Annotated in this window: 11 protein-coding genes; 5 read left to right on the top strand and 6 right to left on the bottom strand. The window is 69.1% G+C overall.

Features of this window, described 5'->3' with window-relative positions; translation table 11 throughout:
• The first annotated feature begins 8 nt into the window (after positions 1–8).
• Positions 9–851 (top strand): serine hydrolase, encoded by an 843-nt coding sequence (locus JOM49_RS36360; RefSeq protein ID WP_372444159.1) that lies wholly within the window; start codon positions 9–11, stop codon positions 849–851.
• Here the strand turns inward: JOM49_RS36360 and JOM49_RS36355 are convergent.
• Positions 848–2671 carry a primary-amine oxidase gene (locus tag JOM49_RS36355; RefSeq protein WP_209668661.1) on the bottom strand — a complete coding sequence of 608 codons (1824 nt, stop codon included), beginning with the start codon at positions 2669–2671 and terminating at the stop codon, positions 848–850. The two genes, JOM49_RS36360 and JOM49_RS36355, sit on opposite strands and share 4 nt — an antisense overlap.
• Positions 2672–2804: 133 nt before the next feature.
• Between JOM49_RS36355 and JOM49_RS36350 the strand changes: the two genes are divergently transcribed.
• Positions 2805–3860 carry an alanine racemase gene (locus JOM49_RS36350; protein ID WP_209668660.1) on the top strand — a complete coding sequence of 352 codons (1056 nt, stop codon included), beginning with the start codon at positions 2805–2807 and terminating at the stop codon, positions 3858–3860.
• Positions 3854–5764 carry an NPCBM/NEW2 domain-containing protein gene (locus tag JOM49_RS36345; protein WP_209668659.1) on the top strand — a complete coding sequence of 637 codons (1911 nt, stop codon included), beginning with the start codon at positions 3854–3856 and terminating at the stop codon, positions 5762–5764. The genes JOM49_RS36350 and JOM49_RS36345 overlap by 7 nt, the downstream gene beginning before the upstream one ends.
• A 39-nt stretch (positions 5765–5803) precedes the next feature.
• Here JOM49_RS36345 and JOM49_RS36340 read toward each other — a convergent pair whose 3' ends face one another.
• Together JOM49_RS36340 and JOM49_RS36335 are read right to left on the bottom strand one after the other, a co-directional pair.
• Positions 5804–6649, bottom strand: a complete 846-nt coding sequence (locus JOM49_RS36340) for an LLM class F420-dependent oxidoreductase (RefSeq protein WP_209668658.1) — start codon at positions 6647–6649, stop codon at positions 5804–5806.
• Positions 6650–6674: 25 nt separating this feature from the next.
• Positions 6675–7760, bottom strand: a complete 1086-nt coding sequence (locus JOM49_RS36335) for a TetR/AcrR family transcriptional regulator (RefSeq protein ID WP_209672024.1) — start codon at positions 7758–7760, stop codon at positions 6675–6677.
• 126 nt (positions 7761–7886) lie between these two features.
• Here JOM49_RS36335 and ligD point away from each other — a divergent pair, with 126 nt between their 5' ends.
• Together ligD and JOM49_RS36325 are read left to right on the top strand one after the other, a co-directional pair.
• Complete coding sequence (gene ligD, locus JOM49_RS36330; RefSeq protein WP_372444157.1) at positions 7887–9485, top strand: non-homologous end-joining DNA ligase; 1599 nt, start codon at positions 7887–7889, stop codon at positions 9483–9485.
• 581 nt (positions 9486–10066) lie between these two features.
• Positions 10067–11263: a cytochrome P450 gene (locus tag JOM49_RS36325; protein ID WP_209668656.1), complete on the top strand. Its 1197-nt coding sequence runs from the start codon at positions 10067–10069 to the stop codon at positions 11261–11263.
• On the opposite strand, the gene JOM49_RS36320 is transcribed toward JOM49_RS36325, so the two are convergent.
• The 3 genes from JOM49_RS36320 to modA are packed head-to-tail and all read right to left on the bottom strand — an operon-like array spanning position 11254 to position 13873.
• On the bottom strand, positions 11254–12306 hold the full coding sequence (locus JOM49_RS36320; protein WP_209668655.1) for an ABC transporter ATP-binding protein: 1053 nt from the start codon (positions 12304–12306) through the stop codon (positions 11254–11256). The genes JOM49_RS36325 and JOM49_RS36320 overlap by 10 nt on opposite strands.
• Positions 12303–13106, bottom strand: a complete 804-nt coding sequence (modB, locus tag JOM49_RS36315; RefSeq protein WP_209668654.1) for a molybdate ABC transporter permease subunit — start codon at positions 13104–13106, stop codon at positions 12303–12305. The genes JOM49_RS36320 and modB overlap by 4 nt, the downstream gene beginning before the upstream one ends.
• Positions 13103–13873, bottom strand: coding sequence for a molybdate ABC transporter substrate-binding protein (modA, locus tag JOM49_RS36310; protein ID WP_209668653.1), 771 nt, complete (start codon positions 13871–13873; stop codon positions 13103–13105). The genes modB and modA overlap by 4 nt, the downstream gene beginning before the upstream one ends.
• Positions 13874–13891: the final 18 nt, after the last annotated feature.

Raw genomic sequence — 13891 nt, 5'->3', positions numbered from 1 at the left:
TCGCGGATGTGAAATCCTCCGCCCGCCGCGTCCTTTCCAGTGTGTTGTCCACGTTGCTGCTGGCGGCTCTGGTGACCAGCCCGGTCGCCCAGGCGGGGCCGGTCCCGATCGTCGAGCAGACCGGGTTCGACCGCGTTCTCGGTCAGCGGATCGCCCGCGCGGAGTTGTACGCGCGCACCCGGCCGGGGTTCGCCGGGCTCGTGGTGCACGACCGGAAGACCGGGGCCGCCTGGCGCAACGCCCATTCGGACACGCTGATCTGGGCCTGCTCCACGCCGAAGCTGGCGATGGCCGTCGACCTGCTGCTCCGGGACGACTCCGGCGCGATCGAGCTGACCGACGAGGACCGCTCGCTGATGCACGCGATGCTGAACACCAGCGACAACGACGCCGCCCACACCCTGTGGAACCGCTACGGCGGTGAGGACTTCGCCAGCCGCTTCCCGTCGTACGGCATGACCGACATGCGGTTCACCGACGAGCACCCGCACCACTGGGGCTGGATCCTGACCACCGCCAACGACCTCGACCGGCTGATGAACTTCGTGCTGGAGAAGCTGCCCGCGCAGCACCGCGACTACCTCGTCGGCGAACTGCGCGCGGTCGACGCCAACCAGCAGTGGGGCGTGTGGGGCGCGGGTCCGGCGGCGAAGCCCGGCAACAAGAACGGCTGGTCCGACGACAACGACGACGGCTCCTGGCTGGTGAACACCGTCGGCTTCGTCGGCCCCGGCGAGCGCTACACCGTCGCCGTCATGAACAACACCCAGGTCGTCGACGGCGGTTTCGAGACCGGCGTGGAGACCACCACCCGCATCAACCGGATCCTGTTCGACGGCTACTTCGGCTAGGGCACGTTCAGCGTGGGGTTCCGGTCGAAGAAGCCGGTCGGCTTGAGGGTGAACTTCGCGTGGTCGACCGGCATGATCGGCCAGTCCTCCAGCCGAGGCACGTGCGTCGGGCCGAAGGTGTGCCAGAGGACGATGTCCTGGCCGTCGATGTCCCGGCCGGCGGCGGTGTACGCGGGCAGCCCCTCGCCACCCGGGCTCTGGTTTACGAAATCGCCGGCCGCATAACGCTCGCCGGGTGCGTACCGCGTGACCCACAGGTGTTTCGTGGCGAAGGCGGCCCGTGACGCGATCACCGACTTCGGATCGGCGAGCAGCGTCGGCGACTGCTGCACCGAGAGCGTGTAGCCGACGGGCTCGCCCATCCGGTTCAGCTTGTCCGGGTTGACGATGCGCCAGACGCGATTCGGCGCGGCGTCGCGGGCAGTCTCATTGGTCAGCCGGGTCGTCTTCGTGGTGAACGCGTTGCCGTGCGGATTGGCCTCGTCCATCGGCCGCGCCACCACGTCGATTTCGTCGACGGCGTTCAGGTCGCCGTCGATCGTGAGGTCGAGGCGCGCGCAGAACAGGTGCTGGTGGTACGGCGCCCCGAGGCCGGGCGCGACCTGCGTGGCGAATACGGAGCCCTCCTCGGGGTAAGCCGAGGTGAACAGGAAGCCGGTGAGCTTGACCTCGCATTCGATGGTGCCGTCGAGGTAGAGGTACCAGTAGAAGCCGTAGTCGTAATTTCCGACGGTGGTGAAAAAGCTGATCACCAGCCGCCGCTGCCTGCGTGTCTCGGCGATCCCGGTGAACAGGTCGGTGTGCTTCCACAGCGTGCCGAAGTCCTCCTCGTGCACGCAGATGGCGTTCTCGATGACGCGCGGGTTGCCCAGTTCGTCGGCCACGGTGACGTCGAGGTAGGTGATCTCGCCGAGGCAGTCGCAGCCGAGCTTCAGCGAGTTCGCGTACCGCCCGAACAGGTACTCGCCGGTGTCGAAGTAGTTCTGCCAGAACCGCACCGGCGACGGGTCGGCGTACGGCACGACCATTTCGGCGATCGACGCGCGCTGCACGATCGGCCGTCCGCTGAACGCGATCTCGCGGAGGACCAGTCCTTCGCGGGTGTCGAAACCGACGTGCAGCGACCAGTTGGCCCACCGCAGTTCGTCGCCGTCGAACCGGAAGGACGGCCCCTCGGGCTGCCGGATCTCGATCGGCTTGAGCCCTTCGAGCGGCGGCCCGGCCACTTCGGGATCCTGGTAGTTGCCGGATTCCTCGGGGACTTCGTGGACGCGGTGGTCGATCAGCTTGTGCAGCTTGCGCGCGACCAGGTCGACATAGGCACAAAGGCCGTCCACCGGATGCGCCCAGCAGTGGTCCTGCGGGTGGTCCTGCAGGAAGGCGAGCACCCGCAGCAGGCGCTTGCCCTCTTCGTCCAGATAGCCGTAGTTGCCCGCCGACAGCGGCGCGTAGATCACCGAGTCGGGCTCGACGCCACGCTTCTCCAGCGCCGCCAGCCAGTCCGGCGACTCGTTGAGGATCGGCCCGATGATGCCGAATTCCTCGTCGAGAATGGGCAACTGGCCGATCGCGCCGTCCACGGGCGTTATTTCGACGGCCTCGGTCGTCAGCGAAACACGCGCGTCGTTCGCGGCCCCCGTGCCGAGGTCGAGCAGCAGCACACGTGCCCGTCGTTCCGGTGCACGCTCCCGCTTGTCGGGTTCGTCCAAGCCGACGTAGGCGAACCGGGTCTCGGTACCGACGTGCCCGGCGTCGGTGAGCACGCGCCGGGCGACGGTGATCTCGTCGGCGGTGAGCGCGGAGAGTGGGTGCGTCGTCATCGGCGGTCCCTTCGTCGGCTCTACCGTCGAACACGGCTACCACCGCTGTCACCACCGGCGCCGGGGATTTGACCCGAATGCCTCGCGTGGACCGAGTGTCCAAGCCCTGGACAGTTTGTCTATAGTGAACGGCATGGGCACTCCGTACCTCGCGCTCGACCGGGCCAAGCTCGAAGCGAACATCCACCGGCTGCGCAGCCGGCTCGGCGGCACCGCGCTCCGCCCGCACCTCAAGACCGCGAAGTCGGTCGAGGTCGCGCGCCTGCTCTTCGACGGCGGAACCGGCCCGATCACCGTCTCCACCCTGGCCGAAGCGGAGGCCTTCGCGGACGCCGGTTTCACCGACATTCTCTACGCCGTCGGTTTTTCGCCCGACAAGCTCGACCGCGTGCGCGCGCTGCGCGAGCGCGGGGTCGACCTCGTCGTTCTGCTCGACAGCGTGGACCAGGTCGTGCCCGGCATCCCCGCGCTCATCGAGGTCGACTGCGACGGCCACCGCGGCGGCATCGTTCCGGGCGATCCCGTCGCCCTGGACATCGCGCGGGCCCTCGGCGCCGATCTGCGCGGCGTGCTGACCCATGCCGGCGAGTCCTACTTCGCGGACAGTCCCGCAGCCCTCGCCGCCGCCGCGGAACAGGAGCGACAGGCCGCGGTCGCCGTGGCCGACGAACTGCGCCGCGCCGGGCACGAAGTCCCGGTGGTGAGCGTCGGCTCCACACCGACCGCGCACTTCGCCGACGACCTCACCGGCGTGACCGAGGTCCGCGCGGGCAACTTCGTCTTCTTCGACCTGGTGATGGCGGGCATCGGCGTCTGCCGGATCGACGACCTCGCGCTGAGCGTGGTCACTACGGTGATCGGCCACCGCCGCGACAAGGGCTGGATCCTGACCGACGGCGGCTGGATGGCGACCTCCCGCGACCGCGGCACCGCCCGCCAGCGCGTCGACCAGCGGTACGGCCTCGTCGCGAAAATCGACGGCGGGCTCTACCCCGATCTCCTGATGACCGACGCCAGCCAGGAACACGGCATCCTCGCGCTGCGCGACGGCAGTACCGAAACCCTCCCGGACCTGCCGATCGGCACCCGGGTCCGCATCCTGCCGAACCACGCCTGCGCGACCGCCGCCCAGCACGACGAGTACCAGCTCGGCAACGGCGAACGGTGGCATCGCGTGCGCGGATGGTGAACCATGTCGCGGTGACCAGGTACCGGATCTTGACCCTGCTGGCCGCCGCACTGCTCACCGCGACCGGCCTCGTCGCGCCGATCGCCCAGGCGAACCCGGCCCCGGCACGCCTCGCCACCCCGCCGATGGGCTGGAACCACTGGAACAAGTTCCGCTGCCAGATCGACGAGGGCATCGTCCGCGAAATCGCCGACGCGATGGTGTCGACCGGCCTGCGCGACGCGGGATACCAGTACGTCAACGTGGACGACTGCTGGCAGGCCGCCGCCCGCGACACCGACGGCCGGCTGACCTCGGACCCGGTCACCTTCCCCAGCGGCATGGCCGCCCTCGCCGACTACGTGCACGCCCGCGGGCTCAAGTTCGGCATCTACACCGCCGTCGGCGAGAAATCCTGCGAAGGACGACCGGCCAGCGGCGGCCACTACGCCCAGGACGCGGCGACCTTCGCCGACTGGGGCGTCGACTACGTCAAGCTCGACTGGTGCGGCGCCACCGGCGATCCGCACGCGCTGACCAGTGAATTCCGCGCGTCGCTGGATTCGACGGGCCGGTCCATGGCACTCGGCGTCTCCCGGCACGGCTCGCCGTGGTTGTGGCCCGACCGCCCGGCAGATCTCTGGCGCACCTCCGCCGACATCGACGACGAGTGGCACAGCATGCTCCGCAACGCCCAAGAGGAAGCCGGGCTGTCCGGCGCCGCCGGCGCGGGCAAGGGCTGGAACGACCCGGACATGCTGCAGATCGGCAACGGCAAGATGAGCCCGGTCGAGTACCGAGCGCACTTCAGCCTGTGGGCCGTGCTCGCCGCGCCCCTGCTGATGGGCAACGACCTGCGGCGGATGGACCCCGAGACGCTGAGCATCCTGGCCAACCGCGAGGTGATCGCCGTCGACCAGGACCCGCTCGGCGTGCCAGGGGAGCGGCTGCGAACCAACGGTGGCGAAGAGGTCTGGGCGCGTCCCCTCGCGGGCGGCGATGTCGCCGTCGTTCTGTTCAACCGAGGCCCGCACTCCACGGAAATTCGCACTTCAGCCCACGAAATCGGCCTGCGCCCAGCCCACGGCTACCGGCTGCGCGACCTCTGGACCGGCCAAGAAGGCACCACGCCGGGCAGCATCTCGGCCGACGTGCCCCCGCATGGCGCCGCGTTGTTCCGGGTCACGCCGAACGCGCACGGTCCCGCCTGGCCAACCCTCTCCGCCGAAGCGGACTACCTCGAGCCAGGCCGTCCCACGACGGTCCGGGTGTCGCGCGGCGCTTCGCTTGACGCCCCGGAAGGCTGGCAGATGCGCCGGTTGTCACCCAGCCGCTACGAGGTCACGGCCCCGGCCGACGCCCCCATCGGACCAGCCACCCTGAAGCTGAGCGCGGGTCGTCAACAAATCGAACACGTCGTCGTGGTGCCGCCCGCGCCTCCGCGGGGTGCCGGCGTTTTGTCGAACCACCCCCGGCTGGAGACCGACAACGGCTGGTACCTGCCGATGAAGATCAACCAGTCCTTCGGCCCCGACGACTTCTGCGGCGACTGTCCCGGCGGCCCGCTGACCATCGGCGACAAGACCTTCGAAACCGGCCTCGGTACCTACGCCTCGGCGCAGGTCAGCTATTACCTCGGTGCGTCGTGCCGCAGCGTCGACCTCGCCGCCGGAATCGACCGCGAGGTGCTGGCGATGAACTGGCCGGGCGCGCACAACGTGAAGGGCACCGCGAAGTTCGTCGTCTACGCCGACGGCAAACCGATCTTCGAAACCGGTCTGCTCAAGGCAGGCGAACCGGCGAAGCACGCGAAACTCGACACCCTTGGCGTGCGCGAACTGAAGCTCGTCAACCACAGCGGCGGCGACGGCAATTTCGCCGACCACGCCGACTGGGGCGGCCTCCAGTTCGACTGCCGCACCTAGCCGCAGGCGGTTCGTCCCCGCTCAACTCGCCGAACCAGCTCAGCCGATGCCCAACTTGCCTGCCAGCCTGCCCAGCCACGCGACGACCTCGCCGGGCTCGCGGTCCGGCAAACCGAAGATCAACTCGGTGACCCCGATCGAGGCGAGGTGCGCGATCCGGTCCGGGTCGGGCTTCCCGCTCAACGCGGCGACCTCCGGTGCGCCGGATCGCCCGGCCTCCTGCCAGATCCGCCGGAGCAGGGCCACCTTGTCGTCGATGTCCACATCGGACGGAGTGGTGAGCCAGCCGTCGGCCGACTTCGCGATCCACCGGAACGTCCGCTCGGTGCCCCCGGCGCCCACCAGCACCGGGATGTGCGACTGGACCGGCTTCGGCCAAGCCCAGCTCGCGCCGAACGAGACGTACTCACCGGCGTAACTCGCCTCGTCGTCGGTCCACAGCGCACGCATCGCTTCGAGGTACTCGCGCAGCACCGTTCGCCGTTTCGACCCGGGCACGCCGTGGTCGGCGAGTTCGTCGACGTTCCAGCCGAACCCGGCGCCGATCGTGACCCGGCCGCCGGACAGGTGGTCCAGACTGGCGATGGTCTTCGCCAGCGTGATCGGGTCGCTTTCGACGGGCAACGCCACCGCGGTCGCCAGCCGGATGCGCGTGGTCACCGAGGCGGCGGTCGCCAGCGCGACCCACGGATCGAGGGTGCGCAGGTACCGGTCGTCCGGCAACGCCGCGCCGCCGGTGCGCGGGTGCGGTGCCTCCCGCTTGACCGGGATGTGCGTGTGCTCGGGTACGTAGAACGTGTCGAAACCGGCTGTTTCGGCGGCCTGGGCCGCGGCGGCGGGCGTGATGCCCCGGTCGCTGGTGAACAGCACGATCCCGTGTCTCACCCGGCGAACGGTATTAGAACGTGTTTCAGTTTGCAACCTTGCCCCGGGCGACGGCGACCGCGTGACCGGCGCCGGATCCGTCGGCCCGGGCGACGATCCGCCCACCCTCCACGCGGATCGCGACTTCCGTGTCGTCGTCGACTTCGCCCACACCCGCCGCCGCGGCGAGCGTGCCCGAGGCGTCACAAACAATCTTCAGCCGAGGCCAGGCCGACACGGGGAAGGCAGGCCGCAGGCAGTTGGCCAGTTCGGCGATGGTCAACCGGGCCAGTGGCATCAGTTCCTCGGGCGAGCTGGTGACCAGCACGACGGTGACCTCGTCGCCGAAACGAACGGCCTGCTCCACGGCAGCCAGCCGATGCAGCCCGAGAACCGCCACGACTCCGTCGCCATCGAGCGCGACGTGTTCGCGGCGCACGAGGTCGACGGCGTCCGGCGGCGCCCACGGCTGTTCCACCTTTTGAGCCGCCTTCGTCCGCGGAACCGCCCACCAATCGCTGAGTTCGAGCCCCGCCAGTTGCTCGCACGCGCTGACCACGTCGAACGGCTCGACGAACCCCGGTGCCGACGCGGCCAGCCGGCTCGCGCCCTGCAACGTCGTCCAAATCGACTCGGCCACCCGGACCACTCGGGGCGGCGGTGCGCCCGCCGGTCGCTCAGGTGGCTGCAGTCGCTCCATCGCCAAGCCGAGCAGCAACGCGTTGAGCTTCGTCAATTGCGCGAACGGCTTGCGCAACCGCTCGTCCGAACTCACCTCGGACACCAGGTCCATGCCGAGCCGGGCCGCATCGAGTGCCGACCCGTCGTCCGCGAGCGGCAGCCGGGTCACCCAGGTCCGAGCGAACGACCCCACCGCCTCGCGCAGGTCGCGGCCGGGCGTGGCATGGGGTGGCTCGGTCGCCTGCTCGGCCAGGTCCGCCAGCACCGCGAAGTACAGAGCCCGCTTGCCGGGGAAGTTCGAGTAGACGGCGCCCCGGGTCAACTCGGCGCGCTCGGCGATCGCGTCGACCTTCGCGTCACGGAAACCTCGCTCGGTGAACTCCTCGCGCGCCGCCGCGAGCACCTTCGCCCGATTGCGTTCCTGCAGCTCCACCCTGCTGAGCCGGACCATCGTGCCCTCCCGACGACGCGTCTCAGATGACGCTAACATCTGAAGCTCCCGGAAGCGCGTCCGCACTCGGCGATGTGCCCGACAGGCTTTTCCCGCGGGCGCCGGATGGGTATATCGGTAGGTGTGGTGACCAAAGGCCCGAAGAACGACCGGCTGGCCAAATACCAGTCGATGCGTGACTTCACGCGAACCGCCGAACCGGCGGGCGACGGCAAGGTCCGGTCCAAGGGCAACCGGTTCGTCGTCCAGCGGCACCGCGCCCGCCGCCGTCACTACGACGTGCGGCTGGAGATCGACGGCGTGCTGGTCAGCTGGGCGGTGCCGAAAGGCCCGACGCTCGACCCCAAAGCCCGCCGGATGGCCGTGCACGTCGAGGACCACCCCATCGAATACGCCGACTTCGAGGGCGTGATCCCAGCCGGCGAGTACGGCGGCGGTGACGTGATCGTCTGGGACCGCGGCACCTGGGAGCCGGTGGACACCGACGACCCGCTGAAGGCCATCGAGAACGGGAACCTGCACTTCAACCTCTACGGCGAAAAACTGCACGGCCTCTTCGTGCTGATCCGCCCGCGTCGCGCGGAGTCCGAAAAGGACCAGTGGTTCTTGCTGCACAAGCAGGACGAATACGCGGAGCCGGGCTGGGACGCCGAGGACCACCCGAAGTCGGTGAAGACCGGCCGCACGAACGACGAAGTGGCGGCCAACCCCGACGCGTTGTGGCGCAGCGACCTGCCCGCCGCCGAGGCCGAAGTTCGGATGGGCACCCAGCAGTGGGAGCCGCCGACCGAGGACGAGATGGCCGCGCTCGAGGACTTGGGCGCGAAGGGCACCTGGGAACTGGCCGGCCGCACGCTCAACCTGACCAACTTGGACAAGGTGCTGGTGCCCGGCCGCGACGGCGAGGACCCGCTGACCAAACGCGACCTGATCCGGTACTACACGCTGGTCGCGCCGGTGATGCTGCCGTACCTCGCCGGTCGTCCGCTGAACACGCACCGCTTCCCCAACGGCACCGACAAACCCGGCTTCTGGCACAAGGAGGTTCCCGGCCACGCACCCGAGTGGCTCAAGCGCTGGCACCACGAGCAGGCCGAAGCCGGCGATGTGCAGTACTACCTGGTCCCGGACAGCCTGCCCGCGATGGCCTGGCTGGCGAACTACGGCGCGATCGAACTGCACGCGTGGACCTCGCGCGTGCCCGACGTCGAAAAACCGACCTGGGCGCTGTTCGACATCGACCCCGGCCCGGAGACCTCGTTCGACGACCTGCTGGTGCTCGCCCGCCTGCACCGGACGGCGCTGCAGCACCTCGGGCTCGAAGGCCGCGCGAAGGTCACCGGCCAGCGCGGTATCCAGGTCTGGGTGCCGGTCGAACCGCGCTACACCTTCGCCGAAACGCGGGCCTGGACCGAAACCGTGTCGAAGACGATCGGCCGCGCCGTGCCCGACCTGGTCAGCTGGAAGTGGACCAAGGACAAGCGCAAGGGCCTGGCGCGGCTGGACTACACACAGAACGTGGTCAACAAGACGCTGGTCGCGCCCTACAGCGTGCGGCCCCAGCCGGGCGCGCCGGTTTCGGTGCCGATCGAGTGGGACGAGCTGGACGACCCCGAGTTGACCCCGGACCGCTGGACCGTGCGCACCCTGTTCGACCGGCTGAAGTCCACCGGCGATCCGTTCGCCGCTCTGCTCGGCATCCAGCAGCGCCTGCCCAACCTGTAGGCCAAACAGCCGTCGAAAAATGTCCTTGTTGCAGCCGGCGAACACCTGCTGTGGATGATCATGGGCCTCCTGGGGTCAGCTTCGGCAGATGTGCGGCCGGGCCCGGATGTACAACGTGGGCTTCGCGATCTCGTTGGTCCTGCTCATCATCACCTGGTTCGGCGGTGACGCCGTCGCGCTGTAGCTGTTCGGCTGGCGCCCTCGCCGAAACGGGGTATGCGCTCACGGTCGAAACTGTCGTCCCGGCATCTTCGTCTACATGACCTTGGGCGGAAGTTCGACGACTCCACCTCACCCCGCCTCTCTCATCGCCGTAGCCGGTCTCGCCGCCCTCATCGTTGGCGGCGCTTTGCTCGCGTGGCATCCGACCCATCACTGGTAGTGCCATCAAGGCTTGCCATGGCTCCTTTGTGGTGCCATAGTGGCACAACGGGCTTGAAAGCTCACTAGTCCCGCTAAATCACCGACGCTCCCGGGGAGCAACTGGGTCCTGCGACCTGGGTTGACTCGTTCGACGACGTCGGCATTCACCGTACTTGGCCACAATGGCGCCATCGTGGCGTCACGAAAGGGGAGTAGACATGACCACACTGGCGGACCGATGGGGAATCCATCCCAGCCAGTCCTGGTTGCACGGGCGCCAGCCCGAGCACCCGGTGTCCTTCGATGAGGAACACGGCACCTGGGACGTCTACGGCTACGCGGAAGCGGTCGAGATCCTCGGTGACCACAAGCGCTTCTCGTCGGATTTCTCAACGGTCTTCCCGGGGATGGCCGACGAATCCCAGTCCGCAGGCAACATCCTGCAGATGGACCCGCCCGACCACCGCAAGCTGCGCACCCTGGTCAGCCACGCCTTCACCCCGAAGATGGTGGCCGACCTCGAACCGCGGATCGCCGAGCTGACCGGCGAACTGCTCGACAACGTCGCCGGTCGCGACGAGTTCGACCTGGTCACCGAACTGGCCTACCCGCTGCCGGTGATCGTCATCGCCGAACTGCTCGGCGTGCCCGGCAGCGATCGCGAGCTGTTCCGGAAGTGGGCGGACCTGCTGTTCACCGACCCGGAACCGCTGTCGCTCAACGACGAAGACGGCGAGCAGATGCGCAGGTTCGAGAAGCAGCAGGAAGAGCTGCAACCGATGCTCGACTACCTGCACGCCCACGCGGCCGAACGACGGCGGCACCCGCGGGAAGACCTGCTGAGCAAGCTGGTGCAGGCCGAAGTCGACGGCGAACAGCTGACCGACCTCCAGGTCGTCAACTTCGCGAACATCCTCCTGCTCGCCGGTCACATCACCACCACCATGCTGCTCGGCAACACCGTGCTGTGCCTCGACGGGAACCCGGACCAGGCGGAGCGCGTGCGGGCCGACCGCAGGCTCGTGCCGTCCGCGATCGAGGAGTCCCTGCGCCTGCTCAGCCCGTTCGCACAGGTCGCCAGGGTCACCACGATCGAGGTGGAGCTCGGTGGCCGGAAGATCCCGCCGAACCAGGTGCTCATGGTGTGGCTCTCGGCGGCGAACCACGACGTGCGTCAGTTCGACCGGCCGGACGTGTTCGACCCCGCCCGCGATCCCAACCCGCACCTGGCGTTCGGCCGCGGCGTGCACTTCTGCCTCGGCGCCCCGCTCGCCCGGCTCGAAGGCCGCATCGCGATGAACGTCCTGCTGGACCGGTTCCCGACGCTGCGCACCGATCCCGCGAACCCGCCGTCCTTCATGGTGGCGCCGAGCACGCTGGGCGTCCGGCACCTGCCCCTGCGGACTCAGGCGTAGTAGGTCTGGATCTCCGTGGCCTTCAGCGCCGCCCACAGCCGGGCACCCGGCACGATCCGCAGCTCGGCGACCACCGCGGGGGTGATGTCGGCCTGGACGGCGGGGTCGCCGTCCAGGTGGACGCGGATCGTGTGCGCGTGCTGTTCCAGCCCGAGCACGGTGACCGGCCAGGTGTTGCGAGGACTGCCGGTCGGCCGGTCGAGGTGCAGGCTGACGGCGGAGGGGGAGAAGGCCACGTGCACGGCACCGGTGGCGGGTTCGGCGACGATCAGCTCGCCACCGGTGTCCAGTGCGACTGTCGTGCCTTCGGCCTTGCCGCGGTGCAGGTTCAGTCCGACCAGCTGCGCGATGTAGTCGGTGCGCGGGCGCCGCGCGACCTCGGCGGGCGCGCCCTCCTGCACCACGTCGCCGTTTTCGACGATCACCAGCCGGTCGGCGAGCACCATCGCGTCGAGCGGGTCGTGCGTGACAAGCAGCGTGCGGCCCGGGTAGTCGGCGAGATGACGGCCGAGCTCGGCGCGAATGTGCAGCCGGGTGCCGGCATCGAGGGCGGCGAGGGGTTCGTCCAGCAACAGCAACTCGGGGTTCGTGACCAGCGCCCTGGCGAGCGCCACCCGCTGCGCCTGTCCGCCCGACAGCGAACGTGGCCGGGTGCCTTGGTGGGCGTCCAGACCGACCTTGTCGAGCCAGTCCGCGGCGAGACGCCTCGCCGTGGCGCGATCGGTGCCGCGGGCACGAAGTCCGAACGCGACGTTTTCCAGCGCGGACAGGTGATTGAAGAGCAGGTAATCCTGGAAAACGACGCCGATCGGCCGATGCTCGGCGAGCATGAACTCGCGCGATGGCTCGTCCCAGATGCGATCGTCCAGACGCAAGGTGCCTTCGCTGATCGGCAGCAGGCCGGCGAGCACACGCAACGCGGTCGTCTTACCCGCGCCGTTCGGCCCCAGTAGCGCGACCACTTCGCCAGGTGCGACGGCCAACCGCAGCGCGAGGCGGAACCCGTTGTCCCGGCTGACCCGGAAGTCGGCGTGCAGCGTCACGACACACCTCGGATCCAGCGGTCGCGCAAGCTCGCCAGCACCACGACCGACACGATGAGCAGCACCATGCTCAGCACGATCGCCGCGTCCGGATCGGACTCGAGCGCCAGGTAGACCGCGAGCGGCATCGTGGTGGTCTCGCCGGGGAAGTTGCCCGCGAAGGTGATCGTGGCGCCGAATTCACCGAGCGCACGCGCCCAGCACAAGACCGTGCCCGCGACGATGCCCGGCGCGATCGAGGGAAGCGTGACCCGCCGGAACGTCAGCCAACGCGACGCCCCCAAGGTCGCCGCCGCCTCTTCATAGCGGGGATCCGCAGCACGAAGCGCACCCTCGACCGAGATGACCAGGAACGGCATCGCGACGAACGCCTCGGCGATCACGACGCCGGCCGTCGTGAAGGGCAAGGAAATGCCGAACCAGGAGTCGAGATACTGACCGATCGGCCCCCGCCTGCCGAGCACGAGCAGCAGGGCGACGCCCCCGACGACCGGGGGCAGCACGAGCGGCACGGTCACCAGCGCACGCAGAACGCCGCGCCCCGGCAGGTCGCCGCGGGCCAGCACCCACGCCAGCGGCACGCCGAGCACGAGGCAGATGACCGTCGCCAGGCTGGCGCACACCAACGACAGCCGCAGCGCCTCACCGACTTCCGGGCTGAACAGCTGACTGGGCAGCGTGCTCCACGGCGCCCGGACGATCAACCCGGCCAGCGGTACCACCAGGAACGCCAGTCCGATCAGCGCCGGGATGAGCAGGATGAGGGGCAGGCGCCCGCGGGCCTTGCGGCGTGCCGTCATGGAGTGTCGAAACCTGCCTCGCCGAGCACGGCTCGCCCACGCTCCGAGAGCACGAACTGCACGAACGCGCCCGCGGTGGTGGCGTTGGGCGCCTTCGCCAACGTGGCGATCGGGTAGTCGTTGACCGCCTTGTCGGCCTCCGGAAACGCGATGCCGTCGACGTCGCTGCCTGCGGCTTTCACGTCGGTCCGGTAGACGAGCGCGGCGTCGACCTCGCCGAGCCGGACCTTGGTGAGCGCGGCCTTGACATCCTGCTCGAGCGTGTCGGGCGCGGCCGTGAGCCCGGCTGCTTCGAAGACCTTCTTGGCCGCCGCACCACAGGGAACCTTCTCGTCGCACAGCGCGATCTTGCGCCCGGCGTTCGCGAAATCGACGAGGCCGGTGATCCCGGCCGGATTGCCCTTCGGCACCGCGATCTCGAGCCGGTTGCGAACGAAGGTGACCGGGTCGCCGCTGACGCCACCGGCGTCGCTGACCTGCTTCATGTTGGCCGGCGCGGCGGAGGCGAACACGTCGGCCGGTGCTCCCTGGTCGATCTGCTGCGCGAGTGCGGAGCTGCCGGCGAAGTTGAAGGTGACCTTCGTGCCCGGCTTCGCCGCCTCGAACTCCGAGCCGAGCTTGGTGAACGACTCGGTGAGCGACGCCGCGGCGAACACCGTCACGGCGCCGCCGGTGTTCCCGCCATCGCCTGACGGTGCCTCGCTGCCGCAACCGGCCAGCGCGAGTGCCGCGACCACCAGTGAGACGCGACTCCGCAAGTTCGGCATGTTCCGCAGTCTAGCTAC

Source organism: Amycolatopsis magusensis (assembly GCF_017875555.1).
GTDB lineage: Bacteria > Actinomycetota > Actinomycetes > Mycobacteriales > Pseudonocardiaceae > Amycolatopsis > Amycolatopsis magusensis.
Note: the sequence above shows the minus strand (reverse complement) of the source record. Positions and strands in the feature narration are given on the sequence as shown.

What these genes read in the sequence shown, in the direction of transcription:
- JOM49_RS36355 (WP_209668661.1), bottom strand. Translation starts at nt 2,671, where the DNA reads ATGACGACGCACCCACTCTCCGCGCTCACCGCCGACGAGATCACCGTC.
- JOM49_RS36350 (WP_209668660.1), top strand. Translation starts at nt 2,805, where the DNA reads ATGGGCACTCCGTACCTCGCGCTCGACCGGGCCAAGCTCGAAGCGAAC.
- JOM49_RS36345 (WP_209668659.1), top strand. Translation starts at nt 3,854, where the DNA reads ATGGTGAACCATGTCGCGGTGACCAGGTACCGGATCTTGACCCTGCTG.
- JOM49_RS36335 (WP_209672024.1), bottom strand. Translation starts at nt 7,760, where the DNA reads ATGGTCCGGCTCAGCAGGGTGGAGCTGCAGGAACGCAATCGGGCGAAG.
- JOM49_RS36325 (WP_209668656.1), top strand. Translation starts at nt 10,067, where the DNA reads ATGACCACACTGGCGGACCGATGGGGAATCCATCCCAGCCAGTCCTGG.
- modB (WP_209668654.1), bottom strand. Translation starts at nt 13,106, where the DNA reads ATGACGGCACGCCGCAAGGCCCGCGGGCGCCTGCCCCTCATCCTGCTC.
- modA (WP_209668653.1), bottom strand. Translation starts at nt 13,873, where the DNA reads ATGCCGAACTTGCGGAGTCGCGTCTCACTGGTGGTCGCGGCACTCGCG.